Raw genomic sequence first — 15,725 nt, 5'->3', positions numbered from 1 at the left:
GCACAAGCCGGTGACGAAATCGAAGACGTTCTGGACGTGGCTTCTGACCGCGCTGGGCACGCCGCTGGCGGTGTTCGGCGGCTTCGACTGGCGCGTGCAGCTGGCGATCGTGTTCGTGATCGTCTGCTTTGCCGCCTACGGCATCAAGCGCCGCGACGACCTGGCGAAGGCTGTGCGCGCACTGCGGCTGGAAATCGGCGCGTGACGTGGCTTGGCACAGCGCTCGGTTTGTCCCTGCCGCTGGCAGGGAAGGCGCTGGGCGCGCTTTGGCGGGCGGCGATGACGCCAGTGGGCCGCGTCGTGCTGCTTGCCCTGCTGGCGGCCGTCCTTGTGGCCGCCGCCTACCTCTACGGCCGGCATGACGGCCGCGCGGCGCTGGCGGCCGAGCTGACCGCCGGCCGCGTCACCATCCTGAAGGACGGAAAGGCCATCGACAATGAAGTGCTTGCCGCTGATGACCCTGCTTTGTGTGCTCTGCTTGGTGGCTGCCTGCAGCCCGACGCTGACTGATCCCTGCGACGTGCTGGTGCGCATGCAACCAAAGCCGGCGACGAATTCCTATATCGTCGCCAATGACCGCAGCTTCGCCGTCTCGGTGGCGCAGCATCGCGGCCGCTTCCAGAAGTACCGCTGCAGCTAATGACCGCCAGCCTCAACGAGATCTATGACCGCCTCGGCCGCCTGACCGCGACGCTCGAAGGCGTGTCCGAGCATCTTGAGCGGCAGGACCAGAAAAGCGTGGTCAGCCGCGCGGCCATGCACAAGCGGCTCGACGATGTGGTGTTGCGCGTCGGTTACCTCGAAAGCGATGTCGGCTCGATCAAGACAACAACCAGCAGCATGAAGGAAGTCACCGACGAAGTGGTCGAGTGGAAGCAGCGTGGACTGGGTGCGCTCGGCGTCATCGGCATCGGCGGCGCGGTCCTCGGCGGTGCGACGGTCTGGTTCTGGGGCCAGATTTTGCAGGCGCTGCGCGGCGGCTAGGATGCGACAGGATCGTGCGAGACGATTTCTCAAGTGTTTGTTTTTGCTGAATTATCGACGAACTTTTAATCAGTAGGTCATGGGTTCGAATCCCATCGCGCTCACCAAAAAACATAGTGAGAACAGTCACTTACCTCTGAAAACCTACTTATATTTTATTATCCCAGAGTAGGGGGTTCGATTGGGGTTCAAGCGGGAGTTAAGGAAATGACAGACGTCGCATTCAAAGAGTCCGAGCATCATCCGGCGTCGTTCAAGCAACGACGCGAAACCCTTGGTCTGCCACTCGATGTGGTTGCCGGTAAGGCCGGCATCAGCGAGGATGCGCTCGAAGCTCTGGAAGCGACTCCTCCGGGCAGCGGCACGTATGATTCCCAGGGTGCGTTTAGCGTAGAGCAGGCACTGTCCGGGCTCGAAAAGTAAAGCCCCACCCCTGGTGGAGGCAGCCGAACCACCGACCATGGTGGAGATATTTCCACCATGGTCAGGCGATCGGCACCTATTGGATGCAAGAGCCCGGCGGGTAGTGCTTCGGGTCATAGTACGACGGCGAGACGAGCATAAAATGATCGTCGCCCCGGATCGGCATCATGCGGAAGATGTCGCGGTAAGCGTGGTGGAACGGCAGGACGATCATGTCGTTGCTCGGCTCTACCGCTGCTGAGAGCGTGGCGTTGCGCGCGGTCATAGCCCTGACCTCACAAGCACTTCCTGCGATTCGAGATCATCCGGCCACATGATCACCTCGCCGTAGTCATCGGCACAGTAGCCCTCCCGATCGCCGCCATCCTCGTCGTCGCAGTTGTCCTGCTCCAGATCGTCAAGGCAAAGCAGCAACGGCTCGTCGTCGGCCGTGTCCTCGAGGTCGCAATCCACCTCCATCAGGTCGAGCGCGGTGATCAGGGCCATGGCGCGGTCTAGGAGGTCATTCAGGCGCGTCTCGACCGATTGCCGCCATGTGCGAGGGTCGACACCCTGCGGGCAGCCGTACGGCTTCAGGATGGGCGTGTGGGCGTTCATGACACACCGCCTTTCGAGAGCCTTGCCAGTCCTTTCCGTTCATGGCGCACCTCACCGGGCTTGTAGGCTTCGATATGGGAAAGGACCATGACCATCCCGTCCGCGATGTTGTCGACATCGATGATCCGAAGCGGTGCGTCGGGCCACTTCTCCCAGAACGCCGCTTTGATTTCCTCGATAGCGGCTGTGATCCGCTCGTCCGGTGTGAGGGAAACTGGTGCCGCTTCGGAACCGGTTTTGGCGGCGGGAAGCACGGACAGCGCTCCCAGGCCAGCCGCAGTTGCCCCTGTGCCCAGCAGCAGGCGCCGCCGGTCGATCGTTGTTGTCGTGTTCATTGATAGTCCCCACGGTCAGAACCGGCTTCTGAAGGCCGGCGGCAATGTGTGTCCCAGGACACATTATGCCATCATCGGCGACGGGCCGTAGCCGGGGGTTCAGAACCAGCCGTGAGACTGGCGCGACGCTTTTAAGCCCGAAGGCTCTGGACAGAACGGCGCCCCCCGGCCATAAAGGTCGGGTCTGGAGCCGCGCCGCCAAGCGCGTCCATTGTTTGACAAACTCGTCAAACATTCATCCGAAGCCTCCTGTCGAGGAGGCGCGACCCCGCCAAGGGTCAATTCGGAGATATCACGGTCCGGGTTCTGAAGCCCACGGACGATAAGCCGCTGATTTGCCGATTTCGTCAAGCACTCCCGAAAGGGAGCCGGCTTGCTTGTGCATGACCGTTGCGCGATGCTTTCAGAGCGCGGGCGCTAAGAGGGAATGCGACACATGGCCGACGTCTACCTGCAGACTTATCGAAAGGGCGGCGGCCGGAGGGGCGGCGGCTTAATAGCCCTCAGCAAGTTTATAGACCAGATCCCAGCCGACGATCGGCTTCGGGTTTTGGAGAAGCTCGATGACACAGGGCTTTGGCAGATCGTGTATCGCCATATCTCTCGAGAAGGAAAGAAAATTAGGATCGGCGGATTTGTGAAGGCCTACCTCGGCGACGAGGAGGAATAGACCAATGAGGTTGATCGCATCGTTGATCCGCTTTGCATGGGAATGGATGCTGCTCCAGGTCGAGAAGGCCCGCCGACGGTGAAATCGTCAAGCGCGCCCTTGCGGGGGCGAAGCTTGCGCGCGATGCTTCGATCCATGAAAGCGATGCTCTGCCTGTTGATGACGGTAGCTTCGGTAGGTCCCGTCAGAGCCGACACTACTCCTACTAAACGGGAGGCCTTCGACGGATGCCTCGCCGCCGGCATCGACAAATTTAAAGACCTTTGCGAGTCGGCAGACTTGGTGGCTCGGGCGATATTGTTCGAATGCAAGCCTCAACTCTACGACCTGATCATTTCCACGCCTTCGATGCCTCCGCCGTTGGACCACATCACAATGGCGAAAAAACACCGCTTGGATAAGATCGAGGAGGTTTTGAGCCGCTTGCTGGAGTACCGGTTGCAACATCCGTGCCGGTAGACCACCGCCCCAGGTGTTCAAAAAGGAAAACCGGCGGACAATGCCGCCGGTCTCCTTTTTGCCATCAGTGACGGGTTTTTCGGTATCGCCGTCGGACCTCGGCCAGGACAAACTCGGGTGATGCCATAATCGGCACAGCCTCGCGGTCGTGCTGTTCCTCGGCCGGCTCGGGCTCTCGATCCGTGTCGCCGTCCATCTGGTCCAGCACCGCAATCAGATGCTCGATGGTGGCCTCGATACGGCTGCGGAAGAACGCGCTCATTGAACGCTCCCCCACTGGACGGAGACCGTGCCGCCAAGCTCGTGGATGGCTCGAACGATGTGGTTGTAGTTTGCGGCCCCGCGGTCTCCCCGCCAACGCTTGTCGACGAAATAGCGTTTGGCGTTGGCGAACTCATCAATGTCGACCATCGTGATGTTCTGCCGCCAGCACTCTTCCCGTAGCCTATCCAGCAGGTCAATGCCGGTTTTGGCGTAGGGTTTGCGCGGTCGTGACAGCCGTTGCTCCGACCCCCGATCAAAGATGGCTTCCGAATCCATCTCGGGGAACGCCTGGTACAGCTCTTTCGTGGTGGCCGTGCGATAGAGCTTTCGGAAAAGCGTGTCTCTCTTGGCCGTCCATTGGTTGGTTCGGATTTTGCGGATCCCGATTTTTCCGCACCGGGTCTTGATTGCCGCGCGGCTGCGGTGGGGAAGCGCTCTCATAATCGCGGCATAGTCGGGGTAACTGTCCCGACAAATCTGGTCCTCAGGGTCTGTCCAAAGCTTGTCGCCTTGGCATGTCACGCCCCGCCTCTGCATCCTTCGTCTGGATCTGTCTCCGATTGATTGGTGGTGGGCAACGTCTGCTAGGTACATGAGGCACTCTCCACTTCATGGGTTAACGTCCTTTGGAGGTTGAGTAGGCCCCGACGTTGAACCCGACTTTCCGTCGCCCGTCGAACCCGGGCATAGTGGCAGTGGACAGATCAGTCGCGCTATAGGCTAAGGAAATCTTTGCCCGTGAGTCCCGCAATTATCCCCCGGCGCGACCTTCCGTGATCGCACCATAACGCCAGCCTGACGAATCGGCCATGTCTCAAGTCGCGGCGGACCTGATCGTCCGCTTTGGCCGGCGCCGCACAGCCCAACAGCTCCCACCCTGGGCGGCGCCGGCCATTTCCCTTCCTACTAAAATCGTCAAGCGCGCCCTTCCTAGGGAAGGGCTTTGCTGCCATCTTCGGCCGAGTGAAAACGGGGGGTATTTGGCTATGGGGACTGGCGGCAAATCGGTCAGGTTTCTTTTTGGAGGCACGATCGGATCAGGGATCCTTGCCTATTTGAGCTTTAAGGGACTCTGGCACGCTGCCTTGTTCGCGTTCCTGTATGCGATGCTGTACATGTCGATCGAGGAGGGGTTCGTCAGCGCGGTTCAAAAACTATCGACGAAGCCGCCGGCCGTGAATTGACATCCTGCACTTTGGCCAAAAGCTTCAACGCTCACTCAAGATCTCCTTGTAGCTGCCTGCTTCGCTGGTTATCCAGCTTCCATCTTGCTCGCAGGGGGGACGGTTGGAGCTAAACCATTTGGTGACGTCTGTCAGGGAGCGAGCTTGGTTCTGGCTCTCCTTCCCCTTTGTAAGATTTGGCTTCTTCTCACGTGAACGACGGCGACAACGCTTCCGCTTCCCGCGCCGCTGGCTAATGCCGCAACAGATTGTCAGCCTCGACCTCGACATGGTGGACGACGACGATCAGCCCAAATTAGATCGTAGCTTGCTGGACTTGTTGGTAGCCAGACGAGATCACATAAAGGGCAATAGCAGCAGAATATCACTGTTCAATCTATCTCTGTCTGTCTTCCTACTAGCTACATATTTCAAAGTTGGCGCGGATGTGAGCGTGTTCGGGATATCGATTAAAGACTCTCCGGGTGTTCCTGAATTTTTGCTGGCTATCAACGCTACGATGGCCTTGTATATTTCCTCGCTGCAGGCGAACGTCGCCATCCTTGAGGGCGCGATTAGTCACCTAATCGGAAAAGTGTTCCCGATCGGAATATCGAACGTTGTGCGAGCAGCCCTCCTAACTGAAGGCACAATAGGCAAGTATTTCCCGACCAATATGCCCCACCTTGTGTTCACAGACTTCCACAGACGTCTAGGACACTTGTTAGCATACTTCGCTTTGCTAATCGGATTTGGAGTTGTGATTATAATAATTGCTTTCAACGTTGCCCTTATGGTCAGCATTTGGCGGGAATCCACGATCGGATTTTATAGCAAGCTCGCAGTTGTGTACGTCGCTGTTTGCGGGTGTTTCTCCTTCCTGTTCATGTTTTTGACAAGGCTGCCTACGAGTTTCACTGACTATTCGCTTTTGCATCAAGTCCAAATCGCTGAGCAGTTGAACCCAAAACATGCCGAAGAAATTCGAACGAATGCGTATCGGGCATCGAACGAGGATCGCATGGCGCTGGAGCTTAGAGGTTTTATCAAACCACGCGCCTTCGATGGCAAATGACAGGTTGGCCCTGTTCGTTGACGGGGGCTACTCGGCGGCAGGCGGTCTAACTGGGCCTGTAGTGTTCCACCGGATGAACCCGACTTCCCTCCCGGTGACTTCCCGCACCGTCTTCAACAGCACCTCATGCAAGACGCGCGTCTGCCTGTAGTGATCGCAATGCGGCGATATGAACGGTTTCACGATGCTCAGGTGCAGCGCTTCCGCTGCCACCAGGAAGCGCTCGATTTCAGCCTGCGATAACTGCTTTGAGGGTTTTGATCTAGCCATGGTGACGAACTCCGTTTGAGGGTGATCGCCGCAACGGGAGGATTATATTCCTGATCTCGGTGGCGCCTGCAAGCGCTGCCTATTGCTTATCCCGGAAATCTAGCAGCTTGGCATGGCGAAGCTTCTCCTCGCCCTTCAGGAACCGCACGCGACCGACAAGACCAGGCTTGAGCCATTCGGCCTTTTCTTTCTTTAGACCGATCGGCACGGGTCCTCCGACCTTTCCTTGCACGCGATCCCACAGGCGCTGGCGCTTGTCGGCTTTAAAGGCAACGAAAGCGCCGCCAGCATAGCGACCCTTGCCGGCCATGAGCACCATCGCGGGCTTTCCGGCCTCGCGCTGCACGCCAATGATGTCCATTTCCTTTTCGGCATAGCACTTGATCTTGCGCCAGTTCATCGTCGGCCCGCTGCGGTAGGCGCTGTCTTTGCGCTTCGAGACCATGCCCTCCAGCCCAGCCCTGTCGACCAGGTGATAAACCGCGTCGCCAGTGCCGGGCATAGCTTTGCTGACCTGAATGCGGCCAACGTCTGGTATCAATGCCTGCAGGATCTCGCGGCGGTCTTCCACCGGCATGTTGCGCAGATCGTGCCCGTTCAGGTGCAGGAGATCGAACGCCACCAAATACAGGTCGCGCGACGGCTTACGGCGGGTAACGGCTGATTGCAGGGCGTGGAAGTTGGACAGGCCGGCCTCGTTGACCGTGATAGTCTCGCCATCGATGATGAAACTTTCCGCCTCGATCGCCTCCGCCTCTCCGGCAAGTTCGATGTAGCGGCCGGTCCAGTCGTAACCGTTCTTGGTGAACAGCCGGATCCCGCTTTCATCCTTGATAATTTGGGTGCGATACCCGTCGAATTTGATCTCATGGAGCCATTCGTCGCCCTGCGGTGGCGTGTCGACCAGCTCCGGTTCCATGGGCTTGATGAACTTCAGAGGCATGCGCTGACTCGCATAGTGCGAATCAATTAGCGCGCGCTAAAATGGTTCCGGAACATTTTAGCCATCCTGCATGTTTCAGTGCATGCCGACGATAGACACAGAAGAGTGCAGAGCGGCGCTAACGCTGATCCGGCGAACGATCGAGGATCATTGTCCGCCTGGCGTTCTTCCGAGCGAGGAAGCGGTGAACTGTCTTTATGGGCCGGAGCTCATGCATGAGGCGGCCGCCTTGGCCACCGCCATTGTCAAGACCGTCGACAAGCTGACATTGAGTTCCACGAGGATCCCGCCGGCGCCCAGCATCAAAGCTTAGCTGATGGTAACGGCATCTTCACCAACCCGAATGATGGCCATTGCGAGCACGGGGGCAAAAAAGCCCGCCCCGCCCCATTCACGGCAGCGGCGGCGAGCCGTCCCTAGGGATAGCGGGGACTTGCTTTCCCCTGCTGAGATTTGCGATGCAATGTAAGTGCCAAGCCCAATACTCCATAACGATACAGCGTTGCGGCACATCACAAAGTATATCATGAATTGCTGATGTATGAGAACGGCCGCCAGACAAGCCGAGAACCAATTAGCACAGACCGGACCTTTGGATATCACATCCAAGCCTTTGGTCCTGCTGCAAGACCCGCCGTGCTGGCCTTGCACGACGGGCTTATATTGTGCGGCTACATCCTAGGAATCGACCGCGATGTATCAACCTGGGACAGAGCTCGAAGTTCCAAAGACAGCGCTCAGCAGCCTTCTGTGGTCTTTTTCATCTGGCCAGGAGCAGCCGAGTTAGCATCGGTATCCTGTTGACCTGGCGCGGCCTGCTTGGCGCTGCCAGACGCAAAAAAGCCCGCCGGCCGGAGCCAGCGGGCAGTTCTCATGGGGGAAAGCACCGGGAGCAGTGCGACGACCGAAGTTCGACAGCGCGATTTTGTTCCACTGTCAGTGAACCCACCTCTAGCGCCATCGCGAAGACCCGGAAGTTGTCAGTGGGCCCGCCCCTACTTGCGGGCAGAGGCGGACCCGGCCCAGGCTTGGGGGCCTCGACCGGCAGCGGCGGACGCTGCCGCATTTCCAACCTTCCTCGACATATCAGGTTCCGCTAATGCACAAAAAAGCCCGCCACCTTTCGGAAGCGGGCTTTTCTTTTAAGAGCTCGAAATTTATTCCGGAGCTGGCGGCGGCGGTGGTGTGAATGATGCGGCAGAACCTGCCGTAACAGCAGAGAGCCGGTCCTTTTTTGTCAGTACAGGTTTTTCGTAGGTCTTCTTCATTCGCGGTGCTCCTCGCTTTCCCACGACAGGAAACTGCTTGCGTTAGGACACCTTGTCAATTGCTTCGCCTACGCTCGGATGGTTCAAAACGAAAAAGCCCGCCAGCCGTAAGGCCAGCGCTCATGGGGGAAAGCACTGAGGGGGACAGTGCCGCCTCCGAAGCTCGTCAGCGTGAGGAATGTTCCATCAGCGAAACTTCCTGTACGGATTATCCCTCCCCGCCCCCTTGACGATCCTTGACCATCGCCATGCATTGCAGCGCCATCGAACGGGAAAGGCCTTCCTGCTTCTCGACCCATGGCCCGAAATGACCGTGCGGCAATGAGGCCTTGTGGTGCTGGAGCCAGCGGCCGATCGCCAGCTTCTGCCCGTCGGACAAGTGCCCGCGGGGAATTGCTCGAGTGTTGGCCGGCACGGGATCTGCCAGCGGCGCGACATTGCTCGGGGACATAAGAGCGAGATAGGCCTTGTGCACCTCGGCTTGCTTGTCGGCCGGCAGCTTGTTGAACTGGCGCACCGTCATCCCGCAACCTATTGCCAGGACAGCGGTGTGGCGTTCCTCACCACGAAGGCGCCGGAGACGCTGTGCCTGCCATTGGTTGGGGAGCCGATACGTGCCGACGCCATCGATCTCGATCTCGGTGAATGGTGTCCTGGCTAGCATGCCACGCGCCTCGCGATTGCAGGGCCTGTGAGCAGCGCCAGCAGTGCGCCGGCCATGACATCGGCCGTCGATCCCGGCAGCGCCTTGGCGGCCACCCTGAGCCTCCCCAGGTCGATCTCATCCATAGCCAGGAACAGGTTGGCGTTGAGCTCGACCTCACCAGTCAGGAGCACCGCCGAGACAGCCTGAAGCGTGGCAGCATGCAGGTCGTGCCCGTTGCCGGTGGAGTTGATGAGCTTCAGCACCATGGCCAGGTGTTGCTCGCCATGCCGGCGCCCGATCGCGCGCACCGTCGGCTTGCAGTAGCAATGGCCGGGCTTGCGGCCGCTCGACCGGTTGTCAGCGCTATTGTGGAGCTTGACGCCGCACATGCGGGCTATGGCGTGGATATCGCAAGGGTGGACCGTCCGTGCCAGCATGCCGCGCCTCGCTGCGAGAACGCGGGGATATTGCATAAGTCCCGACTTATACGCAAGAGATCGAGGTGCCGCTGCAGCAAGATCTCTTGCATTTAAGCTAAATCAGGTGGCTGTATGGTCGATGAAAATCGGCCGGGGGGCCCACACGACATGACCACAAACCTGTTTCTCACGGGTGTCGCCGCATTCGCGTTGCTCGTTCCGCTCTACTTTATTCTCAAGTGACGACATCCCCGGCCATGGACACGGCCTAGTGGGCCTTGGAATGGCGCTAGCGGGTTAGCTCCTCGGAAAAGCCGTTGTTGGCACTGCAAAGCCGCTATCCGACGCATACCGCGCCACGCCCTTGGTGATGCGAACCTCGTCCAACCATCCGTTCATATCTACTTGGCCAGAGCCACCTTGCGCACCGATTGCGAGCGGGGAGGCAACATTGGCGATTGCTGAGTTTGCCGGCGTGGCACTGCCAAGCATCAGGCCGTCTACGTAGAGACGAATCTTTCCGCTTGAATCATGGTCAGCGGCAAGGTGATACCAAACTCCCGTCGTCATGCTGGCGCCGCTCGTGGTGATCGTTGAAAAGTTGCTGGAGCCGAAAGCCAGCTCACCAATCGTAGACGATCCTGTGAAGAACCAACCGGCAGCGGCATTCTGGCCGATGATGCCGCGATTGTTGGCATCTAGCACGTTCCATCTTACCCAGGCCTCGACCGTCCAAGGCGAACTGTTCGTGGAGCCAAGCTGCCAATCCGAACTGTCGACCAGCTCCAGGCGATCACCAGTTCCATCCAATAACAGCGAGGCCGTCCCAAACTTCTTTTGCGCTGTGTCGAGTTGAGCGTTGCCGTTGAAGGTGATGGCCTTTGCAGTCGCCTCATCGGTGGTGCTGGTTGAACCATCGGCGCCATTGAATCCGCATAGCAAAACCACGCTTATGAAATGCGGATCAGCCGCGGTTACCTCGATGCTGAAGGCATCAAGATCGTCTGTTGAGCCAACACCATCGGTCACCCGGATGACGATCCCTGACGATGTTCCAGCCGTCGTTGGGGTTCCGGACACAACGCCCGTCGAAGAATTGAGCGTCACCCCTGCCGGCAGCGAGCCGCTATGGACGGTGAAAGTGTAGGGAAGCACGCCACCGGCTGCCGAGACGGTGAACCCGGCATAGGCGAAACCCTCAACGCCCATCAAAACTGGCGTGCCGGAAATTGCCAGGACACTCACAGGTGGGACAAGCTCTGGCTTGGGAACGTGGCGTTCCACCAGAACAAATGGTCCGGCCGAAGCAAAGGCGTTCGAGGTACCAGGCCCGATAGGCAGCGTAAGAGGGTTGTGGTCGGCCTCGTACCTGACCGCAATCAGAAAATCGCAGCTTACTGTGATCGCCAGTCCTGCCGCAGGAGGTTGATCATCCCGGAAAGCGACCCAGCCGTCTTCGTGGTTGAAATCCACGCTTTCGACCTGTGTAACGCCGCCGACCTTGACGACGAGATTAGACACGATCGCCAGCGGTCGCTTGTATGGGCGATCGTCGTCAGCATAGGTCTTGGTGATCTGGAATTCTGTCGCGACCCCATCGCCGGTGCCGATATTCTCGTCGGCTAGGGTGTTGTCGAGAGGGTCACGCAGCGGAAAAAGCCGGGATGATCCACGCCGGCCAAGCACATGCGCGACAAACGCTCGGATTTCGGCGAGCGGACGATTTCGGAGTTCGACTTCATACTTCCAAAGCGCGACCTGCCAGTCCTGATTGCGGTCCTCATAGCCCCCCATGAGCGGGATAACGGTCGTCTGGAAAACCGGCCCCATACGCATGCCGAGGGCGAACTTGTTGTTGATTGCTACGGTATCGACCATTACGCTCTCCAAGCCTGCAGGGTTGCCTCATCGGCCGCTTCAGCGCGTTCCGTCCAATACGTCGTGGGCTTGCCGGTAACCTTCCGGCACTAGGGAAAAATATGACGGTAGCGAACGGCTGAAATCCGCCTCAACGCCTTGCGGAGAAAGGGTTTGGGTGCTGGAGGTTTTTCCGTTATTTTTGCCTATTTGGCTGAAATCGCGGGAACAGGAAAAAAAACCTGCGAATGCTGGTGCAGCGGCTATGGCGCCGGTCGAGCATATCGGGTCAAACCGCCCCCCCAGGGGTTCACAGGGGCGCATCAGTACCAGCACCCTTTGATGGTCGGGATAGCCTTCTCCTCCGCCTGCTTGGCGCCGGAGTGGCAGTTGCGGCACAGACACTGCAGCTTGCCGTCCCAGAACTTCACTGGATCATTGCGATGCGGGATAATGTGATCGGCGACGAGCTTCGACGTATCCGGCTCGACAAGCTTGCACCTCTGACAGGTGAAGCGGTCGCGGACGAGCACCGACATGCGGAGCTTCTTCCACCGCGCGCTGTTGTACCATTTGAACGAGGGCTCGGTCTTTGATCGAAGCGCTGAGCGCTCCCGCTCATCGGCCGGGCCGACTGTGCCGAGACGCGTCGGCATCGTTCCGAGAGCCGGCCGGAGGTTCGACAGCTTGGTCATCACTGCAGCCTGTTCGATGGCGCATCGGGCGCGATGAAAAATCTGGTCAGGCATGCGACCAGTAAGGCCTGCTCCGTCTCTGTCGGAGCGCGTTCGAAGGCTCGGTAGAATGCCAAGACGGCGTTGCGGGTTGTCTCCTGGATTTCCTCGCGCGTGAACTGCCCTGTGCTCATGATCGTGCGTCCCTCGCGTCGCGACCGCGCTTAGTCATCAAGGTCCATGACGCGGGATTGCTCTCACCGGGCTGCAACCCTTGTGACTTGATGTTGCTGTGCCAGCTGCTGCCACCATGGCTGACGATCTCGCCGGGCTCATACGTGGCCGATGCGCTCCAAACCCCTGAATACTTGAGTACGGGCTTGCTCTCCAATGCCTCGACGCGGGCGAGCATCTTTTTCAGGGCATCGTGAACACCGACGAGCATGGCGGCCTCGCGGACAAGCATGTGGCGCAAGGTTGGCGCCTTCCCAAGCTCCACTCCCGTCAGATTCGCTGCCTTGCAGATCTGCTCGAATTCGGCCTGCAAATCGGAGAAGAACTTGCGTTCGCCAGCATCCGTCGCCGAAGCGATCATGTCGGCAAAGTTCGCTGACATGTCGACAGTTGATTGAGCCGTTGCTGCCGGCGCCGGAGGCTTGGGCGCTACGTCGCCGAGTTCGGTGGCAAACCGATCCTTGTGCAGTTGGCTGACCCGGCCTCGGAGCGTGACAATCTGCTCTCCCAGCCGCTGCTGCAACGTGTGGCTCATCTGGCTTAGATGTTTTTGGACATCAGCATCCAGCGCGGCGCTCTTCTCCTTGATTTGAGCCTCAAGGCGGCCGATCTCGACGTCGATCTTGTGCAGTGCAGCCTGGCGCGGGTCGATGATGATGGGCCGCTTGCTCATCGCGCTGTCTCGATTTCATGGATGATCCGGTGAGCCCGGCACCATGCCAAGTCGGCCGGAACCTCTGTTGCGGCCTCGGCTGCAAGGACGGCGCGATCGGCACCGGTTCGTTGGGCTACCACGCTCAGAATGTCGGCATCGACCTGTCGCATGAGATCTGCTGAATGTTCGAGGTCCTCGGCGGTGTAGCGCCTTCCATCATCGACAAGAGCCATGGTCGATGGATGCAGAAGGATTTCGCAGCCTGGAGCAGCGATCCTGATATCAGCAGCCATGGCGACAAGTGCCGCGCCACTGGCGCATTGCCTAAGCCTGGCAACCTTTCTCTCCGCTGGGTGTCGATCGATCACGACGAAAAGATCGACGGACGGCAACACGAATCCGCCGTGGCTGTCGATATCGATGTTGATCGCTCTGGCGAATGGTGCCGCGTCGAGCCTGGCTTTGACGCGATCGTAGGTTTCCCGGGTAATGTGGCCATGAATGTCCACGTCGATGTGCTCAGGTCCGGCAGAACCGGAAGCGCGGGCTCGTGAAGCTGCTACACGCATCTCAGCCATTTCGGCCGATGAGGTTCCGAACCAATCGGGCTGGTCGCCAGGATCTGCGAGCATCTTGATGAACATGGGATCAAGTCCGATCGGCATGATCGAGAACAGCACGCACCAATTTCAGGCGCTCGATCAAAGCCGGGCAAGCACCCGGAAGACGGGATATTTTGGAAAGGTCGAAGCCGGCGGCAGTAGCCTTGGTTTTGAACACGACGCCGTGACCAAGCAACGCTTCAAGGTTGTCCAGTGCTTCCCCGATTGCAGCCCTGTAATCCTTCAGCGGCGCCAGGATCGCGGGTGCGATGCTTGCGTCGAAGGCTTCCACAATCTGGTCGCGGTGCCCCCTGGCTTCGTTTTCCGCAGCAAATAGCGGTGCCAACTCGAAGCCAAAGTCGTCGACTTCCTTCGCAGTGATCGTAGGTGGCTCTCCCAAGCGCTGAGAGGCAAGGCGCTGGCCGGCTTCGATGTGGCGGCGCTGGCCCTCCTGGCGAGCCTGTGCAGCCTTTTGCAGCGCCTGCTCGGCTTCGTCGATCGAGGCTGGCCGTTCGGGGATCACCAACAAGCGATCGAAATCAGGCGCGGAAGGTTTCGACGAGAGGCGGGCGAGCATTTTCTGGGGCTCCGTAGGTTCGGGACTGGAGCGATTGTTTACCCGTCCGAACCGTTCCTGGCCCGTCATGCATGACTATTTTTTGCGCCTCAGGGCCGCCAGGAGTTCGCGTTCCCGTAGCGCCGGCTCGCGAGATGAGCGGACTATCGAAACCAGGTGTTCGGTCACGATCACCGACAGCGCGCCCTCACACGTCTTTTGGTTCGTGCTGTCGACATCTGGATATCTCGCGAGGACCGATGCAGCGACGAGTTCGGGGTTGAGGCTCAAACCAAAAATTGATTCCTTGGCCTTCTCGCGCTCACGCCTACGTCCTTGCGCTTCGCGCCACGATGCCCGTTGGAGCTCGGCCTCTGCTTCGGAGAGATTGGCAACGGCACGGGCGCCCATGGCGCGTCACCGGCCCATCGCCAATTGTGGCGAAATTTCCCGGCGGCCAAATCTTTTTTCTACCGGTTTATGGAAACAAACCGATCGCAAGCGGTACGGGCTTCGAACGCCTGCAGGGCGCCGACACCCCCCCGGCAGGTAGAAATTGCAGATTAGACGTCTCAGAGCATCAATGTGGCTTTGTGCATTATTTGGATCGGCGAGCGGTACACGGCTTGAAGGACCAGGGATGCCGATCACCCCCCGGAGGGTGCAGCCGACTATGGTGGAAATATTTCCACAACGGTTTCCGGTCATTCGCGGCCCTCAGGGAACCGGCGCCACCACTCGCGCTCCAGCACCGTCGCCACCATGTCGCCCGACTGCGACCGCGGCGCGTCATGGGCGGCCTGATGCTCGGCCAGGAACACCGGCTCGGGCATGCGCTCGACCGCTTCGGCCAGGCAGGCCAGGGTTTGCTCAATCCATGCGGCCGCACTGCGATAGGCTGGCTTCATGCGCGCCTTCGCTCTGGAAGGTATGTCACCGGCGTGTCGAAGAGTTGCTTCGGCCAAGCGTCGTCATATTCGTGGATGTGCGCCATGACCTTAGCGGCAAAGGGTCCGCTCCAATCGTAGATCTGAGCCGTCGGGCGACTTTCCGCCCAATGGAAAAGATCGAGCTGTCGGGCAAATTCCTTCATGATGCCACGTGCCCCGAGTGTGTGTCCGAAAGGGGTACTAATATAAGATTAGACCCTTCTCCCTCTTCTTCCTGCTCCTCCTCCCGCCCGACAGCGACAAGCTGATACTGGTAGTGGTTGCGTTTGCCGCGGGGCTTCGTGACAATACGGAGCAGTTTGGCGTCGACCAGAACGCTGATGGCATCGTAAATTTGCCGGCGGCCGGCCTTAAACCTGCCGGAGGTGCGCAATCCGTCGGGTACAATGGCAAATTTGGCACCCTCGGCCGGATGGATGGCCTTGAGATGGCTGTACAGCCCGTAGGCGGTGAATTCGCCGTCGGCCACCAGCTTGTCGATCACGGTGCGTTCGATCATCACGACGGAATTACTCCCGCTCCAAAGTTTTCCGCTGTCGCGTTTCTTCCAAAACCAAGCGGCCATCTCCGAAATTTCGCCGTCGGAAAAATCTTCTGGCCGTTCGATCTCCCACTCACGAAAGCCAACAAGGTTTTGGACAAGGTCGTCGAACGTGTCGGCTCGCAGAGCCAACTGGCGAG

Annotated in this window: 27 protein-coding genes and 1 pseudogene; 8 read left to right on the top strand and 20 right to left on the bottom strand. The window is 59.1% G+C overall.

Features of this window, described 5'->3' with window-relative positions:
• From EOD15_RS35750 to EOD15_RS12955, 4 genes and pseudogenes are all read left to right on the top strand, one after another.
• A pseudogene (locus tag EOD15_RS35750) lies at nucleotides 1-205 on the top strand (hypothetical protein); the annotation flags it as partial.
• The gene (locus tag EOD15_RS12970; protein WP_127408536.1) at nucleotides 202-510 is read left to right on the top strand and encodes a hypothetical protein; all 309 of its coding nucleotides are present in this window, start codon (nucleotides 202-204) and stop codon (nucleotides 508-510) included. The pseudogene EOD15_RS35750 and the gene EOD15_RS12970, both read left to right, overlap by 4 nt.
• A 129-nt stretch (nucleotides 511-639) precedes the next feature.
• Nucleotides 640-984, top strand: a complete 345-nt coding sequence (locus EOD15_RS12960; protein WP_127321296.1) for a DUF1515 family protein — start codon at nucleotides 640-642, stop codon at nucleotides 982-984.
• 207 nt (nucleotides 985-1,191) lie between these two features.
• Nucleotides 1,192-1,407 carry a hypothetical protein gene (locus EOD15_RS12955; protein WP_127321295.1) on the top strand — a complete coding sequence of 72 codons (216 nt, stop codon included), beginning with the start codon at nucleotides 1,192-1,194 and terminating at the stop codon, nucleotides 1,405-1,407.
• 76 nt (nucleotides 1,408-1,483) lie between these two features.
• Here the strand turns inward: EOD15_RS12955 and EOD15_RS12950 are convergent, their stop codons facing one another.
• The 3 genes from EOD15_RS12950 to EOD15_RS12940 are packed head-to-tail and all read right to left on the bottom strand — an operon-like array spanning nucleotide 1,484 to nucleotide 2,339.
• Nucleotides 1,484-1,672: a hypothetical protein gene (locus EOD15_RS12950; protein ID WP_127321294.1), complete on the bottom strand. Its 189-nt coding sequence runs from the start codon at nucleotides 1,670-1,672 to the stop codon at nucleotides 1,484-1,486.
• Entirely contained in the window at nucleotides 1,669-2,004 is a 336-nt protein-coding gene (locus EOD15_RS12945) for a hypothetical protein (protein WP_127321293.1), read from the bottom strand. Before EOD15_RS12945 ends, EOD15_RS12950 begins: the two co-directional genes overlap by 4 nt.
• Nucleotides 2,001-2,339: a hypothetical protein gene (locus EOD15_RS12940; RefSeq protein WP_127321292.1), complete on the bottom strand. Its 339-nt coding sequence runs from the start codon at nucleotides 2,337-2,339 to the stop codon at nucleotides 2,001-2,003. The genes EOD15_RS12945 and EOD15_RS12940 overlap by 4 nt, the downstream gene beginning before the upstream one ends.
• 436 nt (nucleotides 2,340-2,775) lie before the next feature.
• Between EOD15_RS12940 and EOD15_RS12935 the strand changes: the two genes are divergently transcribed.
• Entirely contained in the window at nucleotides 2,776-3,009 is a 234-nt protein-coding gene (locus tag EOD15_RS12935; protein ID WP_127321291.1) for a hypothetical protein, read from the top strand.
• Nucleotides 3,010-3,144: 135 nt separating this feature from the next.
• Nucleotides 3,145-3,468, top strand: a complete 324-nt coding sequence (locus tag EOD15_RS12930) for a hypothetical protein (protein ID WP_127321290.1) — start codon at nucleotides 3,145-3,147, stop codon at nucleotides 3,466-3,468.
• 64 nt (nucleotides 3,469-3,532) lie between these two features.
• Here EOD15_RS12930 and EOD15_RS12925 read toward each other — a convergent pair whose 3' ends face one another.
• Nucleotides 3,533-3,730 (bottom strand): hypothetical protein, encoded by a 198-nt coding sequence (locus EOD15_RS12925; protein WP_127321289.1) that lies wholly within the window; start codon nucleotides 3,728-3,730, stop codon nucleotides 3,533-3,535.
• Nucleotides 3,727-4,173: a hypothetical protein gene (locus EOD15_RS12920; protein ID WP_127321288.1), complete on the bottom strand. Its 447-nt coding sequence runs from the start codon at nucleotides 4,171-4,173 to the stop codon at nucleotides 3,727-3,729. Before EOD15_RS12920 ends, EOD15_RS12925 begins: the two co-directional genes overlap by 4 nt.
• A gap of 368 nt (nucleotides 4,174-4,541) precedes the next feature.
• Between EOD15_RS12920 and EOD15_RS12915 the strand changes: the two genes are divergently transcribed.
• Complete coding sequence (locus EOD15_RS12915) at nucleotides 4,542-4,916, top strand: hypothetical protein (protein ID WP_127321287.1); 375 nt, start codon at nucleotides 4,542-4,544, stop codon at nucleotides 4,914-4,916.
• Between the two features lie 118 nt (nucleotides 4,917-5,034).
• Nucleotides 5,035-5,970, top strand: coding sequence for a hypothetical protein (locus tag EOD15_RS12910; RefSeq protein ID WP_127321286.1), 936 nt, complete (start codon nucleotides 5,035-5,037; stop codon nucleotides 5,968-5,970).
• 27 nt (nucleotides 5,971-5,997) lie between these two features.
• On the opposite strand, the gene EOD15_RS36730 is transcribed toward EOD15_RS12910, so the two are convergent.
• The 15 genes from EOD15_RS36730 to EOD15_RS35735 form a co-directional block, all read right to left on the bottom strand.
• Nucleotides 5,998-6,240, bottom strand: a complete 243-nt coding sequence (locus EOD15_RS36730) for a hypothetical protein (protein ID WP_127321285.1) — start codon at nucleotides 6,238-6,240, stop codon at nucleotides 5,998-6,000.
• Nucleotides 6,241-6,319: 79 nt separating this feature from the next.
• Nucleotides 6,320-7,183 (bottom strand): ATP-dependent DNA ligase, encoded by an 864-nt coding sequence (locus EOD15_RS12900; RefSeq protein ID WP_127321284.1) that lies wholly within the window; start codon nucleotides 7,181-7,183, stop codon nucleotides 6,320-6,322.
• A gap of 1,157 nt (nucleotides 7,184-8,340) precedes the next feature.
• The gene (locus EOD15_RS12890) at nucleotides 8,341-8,451 is read right to left on the bottom strand and encodes a putative RiPP precursor (RefSeq protein WP_127323300.1); all 111 of its coding nucleotides are present in this window, start codon (nucleotides 8,449-8,451) and stop codon (nucleotides 8,341-8,343) included.
• A gap of 208 nt (nucleotides 8,452-8,659) precedes the next feature.
• Entirely contained in the window at nucleotides 8,660-8,974 is a 315-nt protein-coding gene (locus EOD15_RS12885; protein WP_127408534.1) for a hypothetical protein, read from the bottom strand.
• Nucleotides 8,975-9,108: 134 nt separating this feature from the next.
• Nucleotides 9,109-9,534, bottom strand: coding sequence for a hypothetical protein (locus tag EOD15_RS12880; RefSeq protein WP_127321765.1), 426 nt, complete (start codon nucleotides 9,532-9,534; stop codon nucleotides 9,109-9,111).
• Between the two features lie 279 nt (nucleotides 9,535-9,813).
• Nucleotides 9,814-11,394 (bottom strand): DUF2460 domain-containing protein, encoded by a 1,581-nt coding sequence (locus EOD15_RS12875; protein WP_127408533.1) that lies wholly within the window; start codon nucleotides 11,392-11,394, stop codon nucleotides 9,814-9,816.
• Nucleotides 11,395-11,696: 302 nt separating this feature from the next.
• On the bottom strand, nucleotides 11,697-12,068 hold the full coding sequence (locus EOD15_RS12870) for an HNH endonuclease (protein ID WP_127321763.1): 372 nt from the start codon (nucleotides 12,066-12,068) through the stop codon (nucleotides 11,697-11,699).
• Complete coding sequence (locus EOD15_RS35745) at nucleotides 12,068-12,241, bottom strand: hypothetical protein (protein ID WP_164761882.1); 174 nt, start codon at nucleotides 12,239-12,241, stop codon at nucleotides 12,068-12,070. The genes EOD15_RS12870 and EOD15_RS35745 overlap by 1 nt, the downstream gene beginning before the upstream one ends.
• Nucleotides 12,238-12,954, bottom strand: coding sequence for a hypothetical protein (locus EOD15_RS35740; RefSeq protein WP_185928997.1), 717 nt, complete (start codon nucleotides 12,952-12,954; stop codon nucleotides 12,238-12,240). Before EOD15_RS35740 ends, EOD15_RS35745 begins: the two co-directional genes overlap by 4 nt.
• Nucleotides 12,951-13,616 carry an ATP-dependent Clp protease proteolytic subunit gene (locus EOD15_RS12860; RefSeq protein WP_127321762.1) on the bottom strand — a complete coding sequence of 222 codons (666 nt, stop codon included), beginning with the start codon at nucleotides 13,614-13,616 and terminating at the stop codon, nucleotides 12,951-12,953. Before EOD15_RS12860 ends, EOD15_RS35740 begins: the two co-directional genes overlap by 4 nt.
• Entirely contained in the window at nucleotides 13,585-14,115 is a 531-nt protein-coding gene (locus tag EOD15_RS12855) for a hypothetical protein (protein WP_127321761.1), read from the bottom strand. The genes EOD15_RS12860 and EOD15_RS12855 overlap by 32 nt, the downstream gene beginning before the upstream one ends.
• A gap of 75 nt (nucleotides 14,116-14,190) precedes the next feature.
• The gene (locus tag EOD15_RS12850) at nucleotides 14,191-14,505 is read right to left on the bottom strand and encodes a hypothetical protein (protein ID WP_127321760.1); all 315 of its coding nucleotides are present in this window, start codon (nucleotides 14,503-14,505) and stop codon (nucleotides 14,191-14,193) included.
• A gap of 293 nt (nucleotides 14,506-14,798) precedes the next feature.
• Nucleotides 14,799-15,002: a hypothetical protein gene (locus tag EOD15_RS12845; protein ID WP_127321759.1), complete on the bottom strand. Its 204-nt coding sequence runs from the start codon at nucleotides 15,000-15,002 to the stop codon at nucleotides 14,799-14,801.
• Nucleotides 14,999-15,187: a hypothetical protein gene (locus tag EOD15_RS36280; protein ID WP_127321758.1), complete on the bottom strand. Its 189-nt coding sequence runs from the start codon at nucleotides 15,185-15,187 to the stop codon at nucleotides 14,999-15,001. The genes EOD15_RS12845 and EOD15_RS36280 overlap by 4 nt, the downstream gene beginning before the upstream one ends.
• Nucleotides 15,184-15,725: hypothetical protein (locus EOD15_RS35735; protein WP_185928996.1), on the bottom strand; the 542-nt coding region annotated here is incomplete at its 5' end. The genes EOD15_RS36280 and EOD15_RS35735, both read right to left, overlap by 4 nt.

It is taken from the genome of Mesorhizobium sp. M7A.T.Ca.US.000.02.2.1 (assembly GCF_003996995.1).
Taxonomy (GTDB): domain Bacteria; phylum Pseudomonadota; class Alphaproteobacteria; order Rhizobiales; family Rhizobiaceae; genus Mesorhizobium.
Note: the sequence above shows the minus strand (reverse complement) of the source record. Positions and strands in the feature narration are given on the sequence as shown.

Excerpts from the sequence above, each read along its gene's own strand:
- EOD15_RS12945 (WP_127321293.1), bottom strand. The coding sequence starts at position 2,004 with ATGAACGCCCACACGCCCATCCTGAAGCCGTACGGCTGCCCGCAGGGT.
- EOD15_RS12920 (WP_127321288.1), bottom strand. The coding sequence starts at position 4,173 with ATGAGAGCGCTTCCCCACCGCAGCCGCGCGGCAATCAAGACCCGGTGC.
- EOD15_RS12900 (WP_127321284.1), bottom strand. The coding sequence starts at position 7,183 with ATGCCTCTGAAGTTCATCAAGCCCATGGAACCGGAGCTGGTCGACACG.
- EOD15_RS35740 (WP_185928997.1), bottom strand. The coding sequence starts at position 12,954 with ATGAGCAAGCGGCCCATCATCATCGACCCGCGCCAGGCTGCACTGCAC.
- EOD15_RS36280 (WP_127321758.1), bottom strand. The coding sequence starts at position 15,187 with ATGAAGGAATTTGCCCGACAGCTCGATCTTTTCCATTGGGCGGAAAGT.
- EOD15_RS36730 (WP_127321285.1), bottom strand. The coding sequence starts at position 6,240 with ATGGCTAGATCAAAACCCTCAAAGCAGTTATCGCAGGCTGAAATCGAG.
- EOD15_RS12935 (WP_127321291.1), top strand. The coding sequence starts at position 2,776 with ATGGCCGACGTCTACCTGCAGACTTATCGAAAGGGCGGCGGCCGGAGG.
- EOD15_RS12870 (WP_127321763.1), bottom strand. The coding sequence starts at position 12,068 with ATGACCAAGCTGTCGAACCTCCGGCCGGCTCTCGGAACGATGCCGACG.
- EOD15_RS12875 (WP_127408533.1), bottom strand. The coding sequence starts at position 11,394 with ATGGTCGATACCGTAGCAATCAACAACAAGTTCGCCCTCGGCATGCGT.
- EOD15_RS12960 (WP_127321296.1), top strand. The coding sequence starts at position 640 with ATGACCGCCAGCCTCAACGAGATCTATGACCGCCTCGGCCGCCTGACC.
- EOD15_RS12930 (WP_127321290.1), top strand. The coding sequence starts at position 3,145 with ATGAAAGCGATGCTCTGCCTGTTGATGACGGTAGCTTCGGTAGGTCCC.
- EOD15_RS12950 (WP_127321294.1), bottom strand. The coding sequence starts at position 1,672 with ATGACCGCGCGCAACGCCACGCTCTCAGCAGCGGTAGAGCCGAGCAAC.
- EOD15_RS12850 (WP_127321760.1), bottom strand. The coding sequence starts at position 14,505 with ATGGGCGCCCGTGCCGTTGCCAATCTCTCCGAAGCAGAGGCCGAGCTC.
- EOD15_RS12890 (WP_127323300.1), bottom strand. The coding sequence starts at position 8,451 with ATGAAGAAGACCTACGAAAAACCTGTACTGACAAAAAAGGACCGGCTC.
- EOD15_RS12925 (WP_127321289.1), bottom strand. The coding sequence starts at position 3,730 with ATGAGCGCGTTCTTCCGCAGCCGTATCGAGGCCACCATCGAGCATCTG.
- EOD15_RS12915 (WP_127321287.1), top strand. The coding sequence starts at position 4,542 with ATGTCTCAAGTCGCGGCGGACCTGATCGTCCGCTTTGGCCGGCGCCGC.
- EOD15_RS12880 (WP_127321765.1), bottom strand. The coding sequence starts at position 9,534 with ATGCTGGCACGGACGGTCCACCCTTGCGATATCCACGCCATAGCCCGC.
- EOD15_RS12955 (WP_127321295.1), top strand. The coding sequence starts at position 1,192 with ATGACAGACGTCGCATTCAAAGAGTCCGAGCATCATCCGGCGTCGTTC.
- EOD15_RS12855 (WP_127321761.1), bottom strand. The coding sequence starts at position 14,115 with ATGCTCGCCCGCCTCTCGTCGAAACCTTCCGCGCCTGATTTCGATCGC.
- EOD15_RS12885 (WP_127408534.1), bottom strand. The coding sequence starts at position 8,974 with ATGACGGTGCGCCAGTTCAACAAGCTGCCGGCCGACAAGCAAGCCGAG.
- EOD15_RS12940 (WP_127321292.1), bottom strand. The coding sequence starts at position 2,339 with ATGAACACGACAACAACGATCGACCGGCGGCGCCTGCTGCTGGGCACA.
- EOD15_RS35745 (WP_164761882.1), bottom strand. The coding sequence starts at position 12,241 with ATGAGCACAGGGCAGTTCACGCGCGAGGAAATCCAGGAGACAACCCGC.
- EOD15_RS12845 (WP_127321759.1), bottom strand. The coding sequence starts at position 15,002 with ATGAAGCCAGCCTATCGCAGTGCGGCCGCATGGATTGAGCAAACCCTG.